Source organism: Candidatus Methanomethylophilaceae archaeon (assembly GCA_017524805.1).
Taxonomy (GTDB): Archaea; Thermoplasmatota; Thermoplasmata; order Methanomassiliicoccales; family Methanomethylophilaceae; genus Methanoprimaticola.
This window is the reverse complement of sequence record JAFXUX010000033.1, coordinates 13,039-29,959: the sequence shown is the minus strand read 5'-3', so window position 1 is coordinate 29,959 and position 16,921 is coordinate 13,039. Positions and strand designations below refer to the sequence as shown.

The following is a 16,921-nucleotide window of genomic DNA, read 5'->3' as shown; positions in this document are numbered from 1 at the left end:
TTGCGTTCGCGTCTCCCATCCCTACTTTATAAAACAGTAGTTTCAGAAGTGCGCTTCTTCACTCGTATGTCTTCTCTTTCTCCATTTTATCTTGACATACGGTTCGAAGGTGCCGTCTTCCATCTTATCCAGAACGATTCTGAGCCTTCTGTTGAGCTCTTCATAGTCTATGAATTCGATGTCGTCGTCGTAGTTGAATTCGTCGACCGCGCGGCACACCTGCTCATCGTATTTTTTGGTGGCCCACATTTCCTCCTCCACAAACCCGATTTCTGCGTCCATGTCCCCGAAGCGATGAAAAATGGCTTCCTCATCGTCGATCCCAACCGGATATGAGATGCCTATTCTTTCGAGTTCCAGAGCCAGGAGCTCTACGGTCGCGTCGCAGGGGATGATTTCAATGCGTCCATCGTCGTGTTTGATCTTCACGATTTTGCTGATGGAATACATGCGCTTGCAGAGAATCTTTTGGTATATGCGACTGTTGCCTGTTTATGAAGGACGGAACGCAGATGCGGCTGAGCGACGGCGCATGGAATCGCTTTCGTTCGGAATCCAGATCCGGTATGACAAAAGGCTTTCCTTTGTGCATTATGACGTCCGCTTCTATGCCATAGACGTCCTTTACGAGGTCGGAAGTTATGATGTCGGTCCCGCCGTAGGCCGCAACCTTCCCGTTTTTGATGAAAAGGAATCTGTCCGAATATCCCGCGGCCAAGTTGATGTCGTGCATCGTCATGATGGTGCACATCCCTCTGGACGAGACCGCTTCCGAGATGGTGCGCATGGCTATGTGCTGATTGGCTATGTCCAGATTGTTTGTGGGTTCGTCCAATATCAGGACTTCGGGCTGCTGGACCATCGCCCGCGCTATCTGTACTTTCTGGTATTCTCCGCCGCTGATCTCGTCGGTGCGCTTCAGGGCCAAGCCGTCTATTTTCAGGGCTCTCAGCGCTTCCCATGTTATCCTCATGTCTTCCTTTCCCATCGCCCATTCGATGTGAGGCCTGCGGCCTATCAGGGCGGCATCGAAGACGCTGGTGCCAGATGGGGGAGTGCTTTGGGGGACGAACCCGATATGTTTGGCGGCTTCGCGTCCGGACATGGAAAGGACATCCTTCCCGTTGAGCTCTATCGTCCCGGAATCGGGCGCATGCATCTTGCACAGGCATTTCAGCAGGGTGGTCTTCCCCACGCCGTTGGGCCCCAATATGGATACCACAGAATTTCCTTCTGCGTCGAACGAGATGCCGTCCAGTATCTTTTTGTCGCCGTACCCGAAAGACAGGTCTTTGACGCTCAGCATCGTTCAGCCCTCCAGACGATCAGTTTCATGGAATTCCTGCATCTGAACTCGAAATTGCCATCGTCAGAATAGGGCGACAGAACATCTTCGATGGCGCTTTCCGCATCGCGGATCCCATATGCGCCGAATATGTGGCTCTCCCTAGCCAGCACGTCTTCCAAAGGCAGGCTCCAGGTGATGTCCTCCTCGAAGATCTCCTTCGAAAAATCAAATCCGAGAGCTTCAAGGTTGGATTCCATGATATTCTGTCTGCGCCCCTCGAAAGAGTAGTCCTTGCCGAGTCTCTTCCAAACTTCGGAGATGAGGTTGTCCCACGAGTTCTCGACCCACATTATGTGGGCGCACCAACCTTTCGAATAGCCGTTCGCGCGAAGGATCCCATCCTTGGAGCCGGTCCCGGGGCAGAGGGACATGATGGCCGCGTCGAATTTTTTTTCCGGGTCGAAGAGCATGAAATCCCCCCGGATGAGGCGGATGTTTGACCTATCGATCTAACGCGAAAGGATCGAAAGCATCTTCTCGGAAGCGTCTACGCAGGTGAGCGAGCGCACACGCCTCGATATCGGTATGGAATAGGTTCCCGGCCCGCATCCGAATTCGACGATCTCCTTGTCCGGGCCCAGCACACCGATTTCGAGGAGCCTTCCGACTATCATTTCCGGGATGGAGCCCTGCATGATGCATCCCTCGTAATCGAGCGCTATGTCGTCCCAGAATTTCAGGGCGCGATCGCGGTCGAATCCTTCCCCTTCGAAAGGATGCCGGCTCACGTCAGCACACCTCTCTTTCTGTATCCTCTGATAAGAAGGAAAAGGAAAAGAGGTCCGCCGAGGAACGAGGTTATTATCCCCACCGGAAGCGTGAAATCAAAGGCGCATTGCCCGACGCAATCGGCAATCAGCAGGATGATCGCTCCCACCAGTATCGATCCCGGGATAAGGTAACGGTGGTCGTTGCCGATTATCAGACGCACTATGTGCGGTCCAAGCAGACCGACGAAAGCTATTATCCCCATGAAAGAGACCACCACGGCAGTGACCACCGCTGAAAGGACCATCGACGCGATGCGGAGGCGCTCAACGTTAACCCCCAGCGACCGAGCGATGTCCGGTCCGCTGTCCAACGCGTTATAGTCCCATCTCCTCCAGAAGAAGTATATGAGCGTGGGGATGACGACGACGGCCGCGATCAGCAGCTCGCTCCAAGTGGCTTTTCCCAATGAACCGAATTGCCAGAACACAATCGCGGACAGGGCGTAATCGTTGTAGATGTACTGGAGCGCGCTGATCCCGGCGGCGAAGATGGAGCTTATGGCTACTCCGGCAAGCACCATGGTATTCGCGTCGACTCTGGTGATTTTGACCAGCGCGATTATTATCCCGGTCCCGATCATCGCCCATAGGAAAGCGCTTCCAGTGACTATGTACGGGTTGCTGATGACTATGGAAGCGTGGCTTTGGCCGACGACTTCTCCGCCGCGCATGACTATCCCCAGAGAGGCCCCAAATGCGGCGGCGTTCGAGATGCCCAAGGTGTACGGCGATCCGATCGGATTGCGGAGGACGCACTGCATAATCGCTCCGGCTACCCCAAGGGCGAATCCCGCCAGTATTCCGCTGGCTATGCGGGGGAGGTATATGTCCCAGACCAGAATGACTTGGGAGCGGGTGTTCTCGGGGTTGCCCTTGTCGAAGATGACCCTGATAACGTCGAAGAATGTCATCGATCCCAGATCTATGGTTAGGGTAGCCAATGCCGAAGCCACGGCAGCCGTAGCAAGAAACACTATCACAAATACCCTGAGTTTAGATACGCGGGAATACCCAATCTCATCCTCATTTTCTGTTCTGGCCATCAAATCTTCCGGGCGAGGATAATAATACTATTATTTAATTTATTATTATTTGCAGTATAATTATTTAAAATTAATATGGAATACGTATGCGCATGGACAAAGAGCTCTGGGAAAGGTGCATCGAATTCCATGGCCACGAATGCCCCGGATTGGCATCCGGATTCCGCGCCGCCGAAACTGCCGCGCGCGAGATCGGGGCGCAATTCGGGCGCACCGAAGACGAAGACATCGTATGCGTCACTGAGAACGATGCATGCGGGGTGGATTGCATTCAATTCGCGCTTTCTTGCACCCTCGGAAAAGGCAACATGATCATGCGCCTGAGAGGGAAGCATGCGTGGTCTTTCTTCAACAGAAAGAACGGCAAATCCGTCCGCATAGTGATGAGGGATTTCGATAGGGCCGGCAAGTCGCGGGAAGAGCTTATCGATTTCATTCTCAACGGGCCCGAGGAGGAGGTCCTGGAAATCAAGCGCCCATCTTTCGAGGTGCCTACGAGGGCCAAGATCTTCCATAGCATAAAATGCGAATGCTGCGGGGAATCCGCAAGGGAGGATCTCATCCGCATCCAAAACGGACGCAAGGTATGCCTGGACTGTTTTGAAGGGTATGAGAGTCGTTGGTAAGCTGTCTTCTGGGCCCCAGCGGCCCATCATATATCCAACAATAATGATTAGGAATTTATCACTTAAAAGTAAGCATTTGAATCCATATGCATAATAATCCAATAAAATTATTATTTCGTAATACTAATTCAAAATAAATATTACTTAGGTTATGACCCCGTATGCAAAAATCCATCATGTATGCGATTTTGGCCGCCGCCATCATCGCAGTAGCAGGAATATGCATATATGCGCTCACGAACAACGGAGGCGGTGGCGGAAATGAATCTCACGATGAGCCTCTCAAAGATTTCTCCGGATACGAGGTCAGGGCAGTAAATGACCTCAGCCGCGGCATAGTCGCTGTGGGTCAGGACTCATTCAGATGGGTCACTTATTTCGGTCTCGCCGACAAATGCGTCATGGTAGACATGAACGACAAGACTAACTATCTCGGCAAAGCGTTCATGTATCAGGGCAAAGCCCAGGCTCTCAACGGTGCAAAGCCGATAAGCGGCCAGGATCTCGCTTTCACCACTGCCAACTGCTCGGTCACAGACGAGGATGTCAAGACCATTCTGGACCTCAATCCGTCCGTGGTGGTTGTCCCCGAAGGATTCGAGTCCGATTGCAAGAAACAGATGGACGCTCTGCGCGCCGGGGGGCTGCACATCGTCCACATCGGATACATCTACACCTTCCTCGATGCCAACACTTTCAAGATAACCGAATCCGTCGAGAAGCAGCTCGACATCCTCGCAAAAACTTTCAACGCCCAGAAGCGCGCCGATGAGATCAGGTCCGCTTTCAAGACCACCGTCGATGACATCAGATCCATCGCTTCCAGGGTGACCACCAAGAAGACTGGATACATCGGATGCCTTGCTTACAACGGCGCCCACGGGGCGGATTCCTCGATCCCCTATTTCATGCCTTTCGCTTTGGCCAACGTCACCAACATCATGTCCGGCGACACGATGGATTACGTCGATTCCGGCGTCAAAGTCTATTCCGCGGATGTCATCAGCCAGAAGATGAGCAGCGATACCATCCTGTTCTTGGATGCCACCGGGATATACAAGACCGACGACAACACGTCCATCGGTATCCTGAAGCTTTTCGCCGGGCACGAAGCTTACATCGCTTACCCTTATATCTGGACCGGAATCAATTATGAGAACGTCCTCGCTTGCGCCTATCAGATTCTCCACGATGCGTACGGGCTTCTCACCGATGCGGAACTTGAGAACAAGATCAATGATCTGAACAAGAAATTCCTCGGAAGCCAGACATCCAACCGCTCGGAGCTGACGTCCAAGAATGTGCCTCTCCCCGACGGGGATTCCATTTACGACGACATGTCTGCGGTCTTCGAAGCCTTCAGGGGCAACGCGACCCACGGGAAGATATCGATCTCCGACGACGGCGCAATCTCGTTCATCGAAAACGAGGAAAGTTCTGACCTCCGCCTTCCCAGCTACGTTCCGGATACCAAGGGCCAGACCTTCGTCGACGCCGCCGGGAGAACTGTCACCGTCCCCGATCAGCTCGGAAACGGGATCGTCACCATCGGCGGTACCGGACCTCTCAGATTCCTGTCCATGTTCGGCATGAACGGATACGTGATCGAAACCGACAAGGGAGATGTCACCGACAACAAGAACGGAAGGGCTTACTCTTACGCCTATCCGTATGACCAGCTCACGTCGTACCATGCGGACAACGCCATCGACGCCGCTCTCGTGGAGAAGCTCGGCAAAGACAGGCCCAGTCTGGTCATAACCTCGCTCAGCCTTTACAGCAGCAACACGGATCTGTTCAGCAGCCTCGCGAAGATGACCACTCTGATAGTCCTCGAGAACCAGAGGATGGACACCATGGGCGATGCCGAATCCGGAGTCGCCGAATTCTTCAGGAACAATGTGGAATGGCTCGGGAAAGCCTTCGGAAAGGTCGACCGCGCTTCCGAGCTGATCTCCGGAGTCGAATCGGTCATCAAGGAGCTGAGCTCGCTCAAAGGGAACGGAGATTCCAAAGTATACGTCGCCGGAGTCACCATCAGCGGAAGCAACACACTGAACACCACGTTCCCTGTCTACATGCCTTTCGATCTCACCGGCACCGCCAACGCTTACAATCTGGGTTCCACCGCCAACAAGGTCGTCCTCAAGGAGGAAGAGATTGCCAAGCTCGACATCGACATGATCATCATCGATCCTTCCTCCTCGGACAAAGTCTCCCAGCCTGAGAGCCAGTATTTCCTCAGGTACGTCAGCATAATCAACGGCGATTCGGATCCGTCCAACGACATACCTCTGTACGTCACCGTTCCTATCGTCTGGGACAGCATCAATTACGATTGCGCCCTTGCCAGCGCCTACTACGTCGCGCATCTGGTGCACGGGACTCTGACTTTGGAGCAGGTCGAGGGGAAGATAAACGACATCTTCGTCCTCTTCTACGGCGACGAAGGGAATCATGTCTTCAGCGACATGAAAGCTTTCTTCGCCGGAAAGTCCTCTGCGAACGGAGTCGAATTCCCCATTCTCGGGGAGGCTAAGGTAGTGAAGAACGGCAGCGAATACACCATTGCGGCCGCGTGATCCAAATGATGCGCGGGGATATCGGGACCGGCAAGGTCAAGGAAGGATACCTCAAGTATTCGAGGGGGAAGCTCCTTTTCTTGGCCATCGCTGTGCTGGCGCTTGCGGCGCTGTCGATGGTCACCATACGTTTGGGGGCCACCGATCTCACTTACTCGGAGATAATGAAATATCTGTTCTCCCCAGACGACTCCTGGAACACCACGGTCGTGTGGGATCTTCGCCTGAGGCTGATAGTCGCCGCAATCATAACCGGCATGGCACTCGGCCTCGCAGGCGCGGTGATGCAGACCATCCTCCGCAATCCCCTCGCATCCCCTTTCACCCTGGGGCTCTCCAACGCTTCTGCGTTCGGAGCGTCCCTGGCAATTCTTTTCATGGAAGGCGGAGTCATCGTCGGGCAGGCGTCGGCGTATGTCGATGTCAACAGCCCGTTCCTAGTGACTGCCATGGCCTTCCTGTTCGCGATGCTGGCCACCGGCGTGATGCTTCTTCTCGTCAGGGTGACGGAGTGCACCCCAGAATCGATAGTGCTCGCGGGAATGGCTATCTCCGCCATATTCTCGGCCGGGCTGGCATTCCTACAATACATCGCGAATGACGTCGCGCTGTCTGCCATAGTATATTGGCAATTCGGGAATCTCAGCAAGATAACCTGGGATCAGGCGTGCATAATCGCCGTGGTTCTGGCCGCAGCCGCTTTGTATTTCTTCTACAAGCGCTGGGATTACAACGCCATGGAATCCGGGGAGGAGGTCGCCCGCGGACTCGGGACCGACATCCGCATCACCAGATTCGTTGGTCTCACGGTTTCCGCCCTTCTCACGGCGACGGTGGTATCATTCGTAGGTGTGATCGGATTCATTGGATTGGTCGGCCCCCACATAGTCAAGAGGATCATAGGCAACGACAACCGCTATGTCATCCCGGGCTCGATGGCGGTCGGTGCGATCGTAATGCTGCTGTCATACATCGTGGGATCATTCGCCTTCGAGACCGTCGTGCCGGTCGGCATAATAACCTCGGCCATAGGCGGGCCGCTGTTCATAGCCATCCTTCTCAGGAGGTACAGAAGATGATAGAGGTCAAGGACGTCTTTTTTTCTTATGGCAGCAAAGAGGTGCTCAAAGGGATATCCTTCTCGTTCGAGGACAACGGAATCCTATCCATACTGGGGCCCAATGGAACCGGAAAGACGACCTTTCTGAGATGCGTGTGCGGCCAAAGCAAGCCGTCGTCCGGAACCATCTCAGTGGACGGCACGGATATCGCCCGTCTTCGCGGGAGGGAGCTAGCCAGAAAGATAGGGTATGTGCCGCAGGCCGCCCAGGCATCCCGCATGAGCGTGTTCGATTCCATTCTGATGGGGAGGAGGCCTTACATCGATTGGATGGCTTCCGAGGAAGACATAGACAAGGTCACAGAAGTCATCGAAGGCCTGGGGATGGAGAGCCTCTCGCTCAAGTATCTCACGGAGATCAGCGGGGGAGAGCTCCAGAAAACCCAGATCGCAAGGGCCATAGTCCAGGAGCCGTCGGTCTTGGTCTTGGATGAGCCGACGAACAATCTCGACATAGCCAATCAGCACCGCACCATGGAGATGATATCCGGGATCGTCCGCTCCAGAGGCATGTGCACCGTGATGACCATGCACGACATCAATCTGGCAGTGCACTATTCCGATTCGTTCCTGTTCCTCAAAGACGGGAAGATCGCCGCCTATGGCGGAAGCGAAGTGATAACCGAGGAGCTCATCAAGGAAGTGTATGGCATGGAAGTGGAGATCATCGACCATCGCGGGCTTCCGTTCGTCGTCCCTAAGTCATCGCCGATGTACGCAAGATAAAAGGATGGTCTATGTAGCAGAAGAGACGGATCAGTTCGGAACGGTAAGGCTGGAGCATGAGAAAAAAGAGGCTTCTCGAATCCAAGGATGAACGATTGACCACGGACTTCATTTTGCTGTAAAGATTTCTCGAGGATACGCGTTCTCATTCATCATCAGATCTGATATTTCTCAGTTGAACGCTGTGAAAAAGATAGCCCCGTAATCACGGTCTCCGAGCTTGCTGGATAGGGATGGTCCTTCCGATTCGGAATTCATGTCTGGCACTGCTGACCAATTGTGGGATCAAGGCAATCAAATCACCGAAAGCAAGACGCCTATAGAATGTCCGATCGAAGCCAAACGATAACTTCAGTTCCAATGCCCATCGCATTCTAATGATTATTTTCATCATTCATTCGAGCAGCCAATCGATCACATTAACGATATTGATCCCATTATCGTTGCCCAGTCCGAATCTGTCCATGGTCAGAATCGTTTTCTCATAGTTGTCGGAAACCGCTTTCAGAGGTCTCATCTCTCTTGAATAGGTCTCTTCCGCCATCATGGTCTGTGAAACCTGATAATATTCCGCTGTTTTGCTTTTCATGGCTGTGAAATCTATTTCCGAATTCATGTAACTGCCAACGGACACCTTATAATTCCTTCTCAGCAATTCAAAGTATACGACATTCTCCAATGGCTTGCTGAGATCGACCAGACTTCCGGGATTCAGTGTCATGTACCTCATTCCCAAGTCCGCAGCGTAGTATTTTCCTTTGGATTTCAGATATTTCTTCCCGACGATGTCATATCTGTCTGCATGATAGAACAGGTGGGCGGAGACGATCTCATCCATATATTTGTAGACGTCATCCTTCGGTATCTTGAGCGCATCAGATATCCTGTCTGCGTTAGTTACGTTGCCGATGTTCGAATAAAGGAATCTGCAGATGGCTGTGAGCCTTCTGGCATTTCCGGATATGCGTGACAGTATATCCTTCATCATCACGGTGTTGAACACTCCCTCGGATTGATCTGCACATACAGTTTCTCCTCTGTCGGGGTCGATCATTGGAAGGCCTCCGAATCTGAGGTATTCGTCGAATCTTTTCTCTTTATCCCCCGGATGCAGTTCCAGGTATTCTTTGAATGAAAGGGGGAGGATATTGATCTCAATGTATCTCCCGGATAATTTTGTGGCCAATTCTGAGGACAGCATCTTGGAATTGGACCCGGTGATGTATATGTCGCAATCGTCTCTGGCGATAAGCATCGACACGAATCTTTCCCACCCATCCACATCCTGTATCTCGTCTATGAGGATGTAATGCATCCCTTTCTTTTTCAGAACAGGCTCAATCTGTTCGAGAAGCCAGGAATTATCCGGTACGTCAACCAGAAGGTCCAGGTTGATATGGAATATGTTATCGTCATTTACGCCCATAGTGCGCAGACGATCCACATATTGTTTCAGTATCGTGGTTTTTCCCGTACGTCTCATTCCAGTAAGGATCTTGGCGGTGCTCGGCATATCTTTGGCCGAGGCCAGCATTTTTAGGTAGTCTTCCCTGATTATTTCCACGATACGATGATGCGATGCGCATATTAAAAAATTCTGAAATATTAGAATTTTATTGCATGTCAGTTAAAAAATTCTGAATTATCAGAATTATATGATTAAGGATGGCTATCCTTCTGAGATTGTGAAAAGATACAGAATCTTGAGGAATCAAGAGTATAAAAGAGAAAACAACAGAGCAGGGCCTGGCGGGTGAAACCTGTTCTTCCTTCTCCGAGCACTCATTGTTGAATGGCATTAGGGCGGGCCAATGCGCCATTTAGAAGATATATGGCGCTTTATTCATAAAATCATGAATGAATGTCGGTATAAATTCAAATATGATTAGACATTTGTCTAATTCAAATTTCAATTACCAGATAGGTGTTCAAATGAATGAGATCAGCGAGGAAATAATTTCGGCCACGGGGACGGTAGCCTCCGTAGGGTCAGCCGCGGGTCCGGGAGAGATATCTTGGATTCTTATATGCTCTGCTTTGGTGTTCATCATGGTCCCGGGGGTCGCCCTGTTCTACGGAGGGATGCTTCGCAAGCAGAGCATGACTTCCATCATGACCCAGACCCTTGCCGCCATGGGCGTCATGACTGTCTCATGGTTCCTCGTTGGATATTCCCTGTCCTTCAGCGGGGACGGCATATTGATCGGATCGTTTGACAGCATCCTGCTCCACGGCGTGTCCGAGGAGGCTGTCGACGGCATATCCGAGATGGAGTTCGCGATCTTCCAGATGATGTTCTCCATGATCACCGCCGCGATAGTTATCGGTGCATGTGCCGAGAGGATACGCTACAGCGCCATGATCTGGTTCCTTGTCATCTGGTCCGTCGTCGTCTACGCGCCGATGGCCCACTGGGTATGGGGAGGAGGTCTCATCGACAGATTCCTGACGGTGCTGGATTTCGCAGGCGGCACTGTGGTGCACATCTGCGCAGGAGCCACGGGACTCGCTCTGATCGCGTTTTTGGGGAGCAGAAGCGACCATGTCAAGGCTTCCAGAGCCCACAACGTTCCGTTCGCTTTCATCGGAGGGATTCTGCTGTGGTTCGGCTGGTTCGGATTCAACGGAGGGTCGGGTCTGTCAGCGGATGGCGTATCCGTTCACGCCATCATGACAACCCAGATAAGCGCGGCCGGAGGGCTGCTCTCATGGTCGTTAGCTCAATACATGAAGGTCGGGCGCGTCGGGACTCTCGGGATGATCACCGGAGCGGTAGCAGGGTTGGTTGCTATAACCCCAGGAGCGCCATACATAGGATACGGCGAATCGCTTTTGGTGGGCATCGCCGGCGGCGTCATATGCTTCTTTGCGGTGCGTCTGTTCCGCGCCAAGGTGCCTCTGGACGATGCGCTTGACGTCTTCGCGGTTCACGGTACCGGAGGGATATGGGGCGCAATCGCTACCGGCATATTCGCCGATCCGGCCCTCTCCGGTGGGATCAGAGGTTTGGCATTCGGCGGTACCGATCTTTTCGTCGGGCAGATAGCCGCTGTTCTGATCACTTTGGCTTTCTGCTTTACTGTTTCGTACGCCATAATCTGGGTTTTGTCGAAGCTCATGAGAGTCAAGCTGACGCCGGAGGAAGAGATGATAGGGCAGGATCTGGCTGAGAACGCCGAGCCCGCTTACATGATGTGATACGATGAAGTTGATTACAGCGATGATAAGGCCTGACATGTGCCAAGCGGTCAAGGATGCCTTGAAGCGCGAGGGCCAGAACGGGATGACGATGACGCAGGTCCATGGGAGAGGAACCCAAGCGGGCCTGCGCTTCACCACCAGGGTGGGCGACATACTCGTCGACGAGATCGAGAAGACGAGGGTGGACGTTGTCGTCGAGGACGATTCAGCGGTCCGCCGTCTCGCGGATGCCATAGCGGAAGCGGCTTATACCGGGCACAACGGGGACGGGATAATCATGGTCACTCCCATAGAGACGTTCGTCCGCATCAGGGAGATGGGCGACGCAAAGAGGTCTGGGGAGGGGAAGGAACCCTCCCGCCCCACAGACAATTAAATGCTGCCGGCACTTTCCCCGTCTGCCGATCGGATTCCTTTCAGACGCGGGAACCGGGGCTGACGAGGGATTCGGATGATAAAAGAGGCGATAATCAAGGTCGTGGACAAGCAGAACCTCACCTATGAGGAAGCGTACAGGGTGATGGACGAGATGCTCTCCGGAGAGACCTCTCCGATACAGAATGCCGCCTATCTTTCTGCGCTGTCCACAAAAAGCACCACCGCAGGCACGACGGACGAGATAGCCGGGAGCGCGGCCGCCATGAGGGCGCACGCTTTGGGATTCCATTCAGATCTCAAGGCGCTCGACATCGCCGGGACCGGAGGGGACAACTCCGGGAGCTTCAACGTCTCCACAGCCGCCTCCATCGTAGCCGCGGCATCCGGGATCCCGGTGGCCAAGAGCGGAAACCGCGCAGTATCATCCCGCTGCGGATCTGCCGATGTCATGGAAGCTTTGGGGACCGAGACCGACCAGAGTCCGACGAAAGCCGAATCGCTTCTCAGAGATGCCGGCTATTGCTTCCTGAATTCCCAAAGATACCATCAATCCCTGCGGTTCGTCGGGAGCATCAGGAAGCATCTCGGAATCAGGACTGTCTTCAACGTCCTCGTGCCCCTGACGAATCCCGCGCGTCCCTCTTGCTGCGTTCTGGGCGTCTACGATATGCCGCTTTTGGAGCCTCTCGCCCGTGTGCTGGGAAGCCTGGGCGTAGAGAGGGGAATGACCGTGTTCGGAAGCGATCGCATCGACGAAATATCCATCTCGGACAAGACGTTCCTGTGCGAATTCGACCATGATAAGATCGAGGCCTATTCGATTTCGCCTGAGGATTTCGGGTTCCAGAGGGCTTCCAGATCAGAGATCGTAGGCGGGACCCCGGAGGAGAACGCCGGCATAATCATCGGGATTCTGTCCGGAAAAAAAGGCGCCAGGCGCGACATAACCGTCATGAACGCCGCTTCCGGAATATATTGCGCCGGGAAAGCCAAAAGCCTGGCCGAAGGGGCCGAAATCGCCGGGAATCTCATAGACGAAGGTGCCGCCATGGCTCAGCTGGAGAGATACAGGAAACAGAGCTCCGATCTGTGAATCCGATGGGAGACAGATCGATCCCGGCTATAATTTCCGGTAAGCCTTCCGTAGTCGTCCCAACCGGGTATCATGCGATCGTCTTCAACATGTTTCCTGAAGCTCTTTAGTCTCCGGCGGTATTCGCTTCCGCCTCTGTCCCTGTAGAATTCAAGGTTGGAGAGCTGTATTCTGCGGTAGAGACCGGGATATGACATGAACCTCGCCTCCATTTCGGGGTTCTTCCGGAACCACCTTCTGATGTTCGGGTCCATGCGGGGCGCGGCATCCATATCCGGGAGAGCTTCCCTTCCCGATTCGCGCATCAGCCCCAGCCTCTCCAATCTTCTGGCCCTTTCTTTGTTCAGCTCAGTCCAATGGCTGCCTTTTTTCCGGGGTGAGAAGCGGTTGTACGTTTTTCCGCCGGTCCTTTTCAGCGTGGAATCTATCCATCCGAAGCAAATGGCCTCCTCTACAGCGTCAAGATAGCAGAATTCCCCGTTCTCCGGCTTTTTTCTGGGGCAGACGACCCAGCAGAAATCGGCGGAATCATGGTTATCTTCGAGCCATAAGCGGAATCCGCGCCTATCAGTTTCCAGTACTGTTCCGGAGATTTCCATGGTGCGCACTCTGGTTCCGCCGATATGATTCTTGTGGGTGGGTCTGTTCGAAGACGCTAATTTCGGCTAAAAAAGATTTATTACAATTGAGAAATGGACAATAATGCAGGTTGAGCCGATAAGTATTAAGTATAGGTATGCCTAAATATTTATCGGAATCCAGTATTACATTCTTAAGCATATAGCGAACCAAATCCGAATCTCTAACAAGTCGACGTCAAATCCGTGGGAAGGAGGAAGAGGAATGTCAATAATATCATACGATGCGAACGATCGCATCATGATTTTCATCGATCTGAGGAACATCATAAAGAGCGTGTCCGCGGATTCAAAGTATTCCAAGGTGGACTATGTTTCATTGGTGAGATGCCTGAAAGGTCCCAGAAAGCTCATCGCGGCTTATGTGTTCGACAGCAAAGGCGCCATCGATGCCACCGACAAATCGAAGCGTTTCCATGATTATCTGAGATACAAAGGCTTCAGGGTCATCGCCAGAGATTCTTACGACCCAGACCATAACGTTCAGAAAGAGGTGGATGTGGCCATGGCCGTGCAGATGGTGACCCATGCGTACAAGAATAATTATGACGTCGCCGTGGTCGTCAGCGGGGACAGGGATTTCATTCCGGCGATACAGGAGGTCCAGGCGGCCGGCAAAAGGGTGGAGGTCGCCGCATTCAGCAATTCCAAATCGGATGAGATGGAGCGCCAGTGCGATGTCTATCACAATCTGGATAAGGAACCGATACTGTCTCTCATGAATATTTCCGAAGTCCTTACGCAGGACGGCACTTTGGAGATGGTCCGATGGAATTCAAAGACTGGGTCGCTTCGCAAAACGACAAGTTTGGTACGAGCGACGAAGATTGGAGCCTTCTGTCCGAATCCGGCGTCGTGAAGTTCGATTATGACGACCGGAATTATGTCTCCGGGATGTACCGCGGGAAGAGGGTATACAGAGACAACAACTATCTGCTGGAAATAAACCCGGGCGAGATATGGATCGTTTCTCTGAGTCTGAACCCAAAGACCGGGCAGAATTATTTCGCTAAACCCATCAAGAGAATCGACGGTTCCTTTCTCTACGAGATGAAGAAGGACGAAATCGATTCTCTCAGCCTTTATCTGTGGGAAAACAACAAGACCATCCTGCAGCCTTTTCTGGAGGAGATCTACAAGAACGTGGTCAACGAGCAGATCGCGAAAGCTGTCAGGGAGCAGACCGCGTCCTTCGAGAAGACGATCTCCGACCTGTCCGACCAGATCGATGAGCTGAAGAGAATCAAGGAGGAGGATTCGAAAATCATAGCCGCCAAGGAGAAAGAGGCGGAGCTCCTGAAGGCGAAGGTGCTGGTGATGGAGAACGATCCTCCAGCCAAAGTCCCGTCCGCTGCCCCCTGTCCGTCTAAGGATGTGCCGGAGGGTTTCGGAGACAGATTGAAACCTTCAAGCCTCGAGATCGTAAGGACCGGACCTGACACGCTCAGATCGGACGGGTTCAAGAAGTCCCGTTATTTCGTCCATCTGTCTGTGGACCATAAGGCGCTGCTGATCCGCGACGATCCCAACGGCAATGTGGTTTGCATAGACAGCACGATGGCCCTCGCGGGATTGAGTACGGTGCTGCCGTTTGATAAGGAGTGCCCGATGGAGAGCGAATACAGCCCCAAATACGGGGGTACGCTGGTCTATCTGAAGTGAAATCGAGCTTCTATCGTCTTTATATCACCCACTCGTGAAAGGCTAGGATCATCTTTGTTTCGCATGTCATATCGATTGGATGGGCTTTTTTCCGTGGCCTTCCCCCTCTTCTGGATGCGATTGATCATCAGCGCCGAGACGAACGCAAGCCCGATGACCAGAACCACCGTCGATCCCGGCGGGGTGTTGAGAGCCAGCGCCATGAACAGGCCGAATATGGAAAGGCCAAGCGACAGCAGCGTCCCGATGGCCATCATTTCTTTCAGGCTGTCCGAGAACAGGTTCGCGATGGCGGACGGTATGGTCACGAGAGCGATTATCATGATTATCCCGACTACGTTCGATACCATCACGCAGGTTATCGCTATGAGCAGGTAAAGGACAAGGTCCAGAAGTCCGGTGCGTAGCCCGGAGATCTTCGCCTGCGTCTCGTCGAAAGTGAGTATGAGGAAATCGCGGTAGAGAAACGCGACGATCGCGATGATGGCTATGGCGAGAACAATCATGACGAACAGCGTCTGGGTGCCCACGTAAAGAACGTCCCCGAATAGGATGGATTCGAAGGAGGCCGGTATCACCTTTGTGCGGTCCACGAAACACATGAATATCACGCCCAGCGCCATCCCGACGGCCCATATGACTCCGATCGAGGTGTCCTGCCTGATGTTTTTGATGCGTTTCAGCAGGGTCATTATTATCGCGGCTATCACAGCGAACAGCAAGGCGCCCATCATGGGGGTTAGCCAGCTGACCAGGAACACGGAGCTCACATAATATGCGAATCCGACGCCGCCAAAGACGGTGTGTGCGATTCCCCCAGTTACTGAAACCATGCGATTGACGACGACGTACGCCCCTATTATACCGCACAGCACGCAGACGACCGCGGTGGCGACGAACATGTTCTGTATCAGCGGGATGGCCAGATACTCCGGCAGGGACGTCATTGTGCCGCCTCCCCTATGCGTATCCCGTACCCAAGTTCGAACATCTTGGGGGTGATTTCTGGCTTTTCGCCGACAATCGCGCTGCCGTTCACGCAGGCCACCCTTTTCACCCCCTGGGTCATGGAGTTTAGGTCGTGAGTGACCAGCATGATTGCGACGCCGTTGGAATTGATGTTCCTGAGTATATCATAGATCTTCGAGGACATCTCGGGATCCAAGCTCGCGGTAGGTTCGTCGAGAAGGATGGCTTCAGGGTTTCTGGCGAGAGCTCTGGCGATGAGGACGCGCTGTATCTGCCCACCTGAAAGGTCTCCGATGCGCTTCCCGCGGAAATGTTCGATCCCAACCATCTCGATCGCTTTCTCCGCGGATTCCTTCTCTTCTCTGCTGTATCTCAGCTGGAATCCGCGGCTCGCATCTCTGAGACCGGTCATGACTGCCTCCTCCGCTTTTATCGGATAGCGGCGGTCGAAGGTTCCATGCTGGGGCACGTATCCCAAGCGGCGCGCGCCTTTTGCGGGGCTCTCGCCGAATACTTCCGCTTCCCCTTTCATAGGCTCCAGAAGGCCCAGGGCGATGCGCAGGAGGGTAGTTTTTCCCCCTCCGTTCGGCCCCACGATAGCCAAGTAATCTTTGTCCCTGAGGTCCAGGGTCACGTTCCTGAGGACTGGGATCCCATCGTATCCCGCGGTCATGTTCCTGATGGAGATCGGAATCTCGGCCATGGCATCGCCCCAGGGAGACTCCCAGTATTTCCGCGAGATCGTCCAGGAAGAGGTTGAGTTCG

Annotated in this window: 18 protein-coding genes; 9 read left to right on the top strand and 9 right to left on the bottom strand. The window is 53.3% G+C overall.

Annotation, left to right across the window (positions count from 1 at the left end; genetic code table 11):
• Positions 1-42: 42 nt before the first annotated feature.
• The 5 genes from IKP20_06845 to IKP20_06825 are packed head-to-tail and all read right to left on the bottom strand — an operon-like array spanning position 43 to position 3,161.
• Entirely contained in the window at positions 43-450 is a 408-nt protein-coding gene (locus tag IKP20_06845; protein ID MBR4504667.1) for a hypothetical protein, read from the bottom strand.
• Positions 398-1,306: an ABC transporter ATP-binding protein gene (locus IKP20_06840; protein ID MBR4504666.1), complete on the bottom strand. Its 909-nt coding sequence runs from the start codon at positions 1,304-1,306 to the stop codon at positions 398-400. The genes IKP20_06845 and IKP20_06840 overlap by 53 nt, the downstream gene beginning before the upstream one ends.
• The gene (locus IKP20_06835; protein ID MBR4504665.1) at positions 1,300-1,758 is read right to left on the bottom strand and encodes a hypothetical protein; all 459 of its coding nucleotides are present in this window, start codon (positions 1,756-1,758) and stop codon (positions 1,300-1,302) included. The genes IKP20_06840 and IKP20_06835 overlap by 7 nt, the downstream gene beginning before the upstream one ends.
• A gap of 39 nt (positions 1,759-1,797) precedes the next feature.
• Entirely contained in the window at positions 1,798-2,076 is a 279-nt protein-coding gene (locus IKP20_06830) for a hypothetical protein (GenBank protein MBR4504664.1), read from the bottom strand.
• On the bottom strand, positions 2,073-3,161 hold the full coding sequence (locus IKP20_06825; protein ID MBR4504663.1) for an iron ABC transporter permease: 1,089 nt from the start codon (positions 3,159-3,161) through the stop codon (positions 2,073-2,075). The genes IKP20_06830 and IKP20_06825 overlap by 4 nt, the downstream gene beginning before the upstream one ends.
• A 92-nt stretch (positions 3,162-3,253) precedes the next feature.
• Here IKP20_06825 and IKP20_06820 point away from each other — a divergent pair, with 92 nt between their 5' ends.
• The 4 genes from IKP20_06820 (at position 3,254) to IKP20_06805 (ending at position 8,215) form a co-directional block, all read left to right on the top strand.
• Positions 3,254-3,787 (top strand): TraR/DksA C4-type zinc finger protein, encoded by a 534-nt coding sequence (locus IKP20_06820; protein ID MBR4504662.1) that lies wholly within the window; start codon positions 3,254-3,256, stop codon positions 3,785-3,787.
• 161 nt (positions 3,788-3,948) lie between these two features.
• A complete protein-coding gene (locus tag IKP20_06815) occupies positions 3,949-6,369 on the top strand; it encodes an ABC transporter substrate-binding protein (GenBank protein MBR4504661.1) in 2,421 nt (806 codons plus the stop codon).
• Positions 6,370-6,374: 5 nt separating this feature from the next.
• On the top strand, positions 6,375-7,448 hold the full coding sequence (locus IKP20_06810) for an iron ABC transporter permease (protein ID MBR4504660.1): 1,074 nt from the start codon (positions 6,375-6,377) through the stop codon (positions 7,446-7,448).
• Complete coding sequence (locus IKP20_06805) at positions 7,445-8,215, top strand: ABC transporter ATP-binding protein (GenBank protein ID MBR4504659.1); 771 nt, start codon at positions 7,445-7,447, stop codon at positions 8,213-8,215. Before IKP20_06810 ends, IKP20_06805 begins: the two co-directional genes overlap by 4 nt.
• Positions 8,216-8,609: 394 nt before the next feature.
• Here the strand turns inward: IKP20_06805 and IKP20_06800 are convergent, their stop codons facing one another.
• On the bottom strand, positions 8,610-9,779 hold the full coding sequence (locus tag IKP20_06800; GenBank protein ID MBR4504658.1) for an ATP-binding protein: 1,170 nt from the start codon (positions 9,777-9,779) through the stop codon (positions 8,610-8,612).
• A 368-nt stretch (positions 9,780-10,147) separates the two neighbouring features.
• On the opposite strand from IKP20_06800, the gene IKP20_06795 reads away from it, so the two are divergent.
• The 3 genes from IKP20_06795 to trpD all read left to right on the top strand — a co-directional run bounded on the left by IKP20_06795 (position 10,148) and on the right by trpD (position 12,887).
• Positions 10,148-11,413, top strand: coding sequence for an ammonium transporter (locus IKP20_06795; GenBank protein MBR4504657.1), 1,266 nt, complete (start codon positions 10,148-10,150; stop codon positions 11,411-11,413).
• Positions 11,414-11,417: 4 nt separating this feature from the next.
• On the top strand, positions 11,418-11,792 hold the full coding sequence (locus tag IKP20_06790) for a P-II family nitrogen regulator (GenBank protein MBR4504656.1): 375 nt from the start codon (positions 11,418-11,420) through the stop codon (positions 11,790-11,792).
• 75 nt (positions 11,793-11,867) lie between these two features.
• Positions 11,868-12,887: an anthranilate phosphoribosyltransferase gene (gene trpD / locus IKP20_06785; GenBank protein MBR4504655.1), complete on the top strand. Its 1,020-nt coding sequence runs from the start codon at positions 11,868-11,870 to the stop codon at positions 12,885-12,887.
• On the opposite strand, the gene IKP20_06780 is transcribed toward trpD, so the two are convergent.
• Complete coding sequence (locus IKP20_06780) at positions 12,848-13,486, bottom strand: hypothetical protein (protein ID MBR4504654.1); 639 nt, start codon at positions 13,484-13,486, stop codon at positions 12,848-12,850. The genes trpD and IKP20_06780 overlap by 40 nt on opposite strands.
• A 244-nt stretch (positions 13,487-13,730) precedes the next feature.
• Between IKP20_06780 and IKP20_06775 the strand changes: the two genes are divergently transcribed.
• On the top strand, positions 13,731-14,384 hold the full coding sequence (locus tag IKP20_06775) for an NYN domain-containing protein (protein ID MBR4504653.1): 654 nt from the start codon (positions 13,731-13,733) through the stop codon (positions 14,382-14,384).
• On the top strand, positions 14,294-15,187 hold the full coding sequence (locus IKP20_06770) for a hypothetical protein (GenBank protein ID MBR4504652.1): 894 nt from the start codon (positions 14,294-14,296) through the stop codon (positions 15,185-15,187). Before IKP20_06775 ends, IKP20_06770 begins: the two co-directional genes overlap by 91 nt.
• On the opposite strand, the gene IKP20_06765 is transcribed toward IKP20_06770, so the two are convergent.
• Positions 15,175-16,134, bottom strand: coding sequence for a metal ABC transporter permease (locus IKP20_06765; protein ID MBR4504651.1), 960 nt, complete (start codon positions 16,132-16,134; stop codon positions 15,175-15,177). The genes IKP20_06770 and IKP20_06765 overlap by 13 nt on opposite strands.
• The gene (locus tag IKP20_06760) at positions 16,131-16,859 is read right to left on the bottom strand and encodes an ABC transporter ATP-binding protein (protein MBR4504650.1); all 729 of its coding nucleotides are present in this window, start codon (positions 16,857-16,859) and stop codon (positions 16,131-16,133) included. The genes IKP20_06765 and IKP20_06760 overlap by 4 nt, the downstream gene beginning before the upstream one ends.
• Between the last annotated feature and the right edge of the window lie 62 nt (positions 16,860-16,921).

Bases quoted from the DNA above. Each gene is read 5' to 3' on its own strand.
- IKP20_06845 (MBR4504667.1), bottom strand. From the start codon at position 450: ATGTATTCCATCAGCAAAATCGTGAAGATCAAACACGACGATGGACGC.
- IKP20_06840 (MBR4504666.1), bottom strand. From the start codon at position 1,306: ATGCTGAGCGTCAAAGACCTGTCTTTCGGGTACGGCGACAAAAAGATA.
- IKP20_06835 (MBR4504665.1), bottom strand. From the start codon at position 1,758: ATGCTCTTCGACCCGGAAAAAAAATTCGACGCGGCCATCATGTCCCTC.
- IKP20_06825 (MBR4504663.1), bottom strand. From the start codon at position 3,161: ATGGCCAGAACAGAAAATGAGGATGAGATTGGGTATTCCCGCGTATCT.
- IKP20_06820 (MBR4504662.1), top strand. From the start codon at position 3,254: ATGGACAAAGAGCTCTGGGAAAGGTGCATCGAATTCCATGGCCACGAA.
- IKP20_06815 (MBR4504661.1), top strand. From the start codon at position 3,949: ATGCAAAAATCCATCATGTATGCGATTTTGGCCGCCGCCATCATCGCA.
- IKP20_06810 (MBR4504660.1), top strand. From the start codon at position 6,375: ATGATGCGCGGGGATATCGGGACCGGCAAGGTCAAGGAAGGATACCTC.
- IKP20_06805 (MBR4504659.1), top strand. From the start codon at position 7,445: ATGATAGAGGTCAAGGACGTCTTTTTTTCTTATGGCAGCAAAGAGGTG.
- IKP20_06795 (MBR4504657.1), top strand. From the start codon at position 10,148: ATGAATGAGATCAGCGAGGAAATAATTTCGGCCACGGGGACGGTAGCC.
- IKP20_06790 (MBR4504656.1), top strand. From the start codon at position 11,418: ATGAAGTTGATTACAGCGATGATAAGGCCTGACATGTGCCAAGCGGTC.
- trpD (MBR4504655.1), top strand. From the start codon at position 11,868: ATGATAAAAGAGGCGATAATCAAGGTCGTGGACAAGCAGAACCTCACC.
- IKP20_06780 (MBR4504654.1), bottom strand. From the start codon at position 13,486: ATGGAAATCTCCGGAACAGTACTGGAAACTGATAGGCGCGGATTCCGC.
- IKP20_06775 (MBR4504653.1), top strand. From the start codon at position 13,731: ATGTCAATAATATCATACGATGCGAACGATCGCATCATGATTTTCATC.
- IKP20_06770 (MBR4504652.1), top strand. From the start codon at position 14,294: ATGGAATTCAAAGACTGGGTCGCTTCGCAAAACGACAAGTTTGGTACG.
- IKP20_06765 (MBR4504651.1), bottom strand. From the start codon at position 16,134: ATGACGTCCCTGCCGGAGTATCTGGCCATCCCGCTGATACAGAACATG.
- IKP20_06760 (MBR4504650.1), bottom strand. From the start codon at position 16,859: ATGGCCGAGATTCCGATCTCCATCAGGAACATGACCGCGGGATACGAT.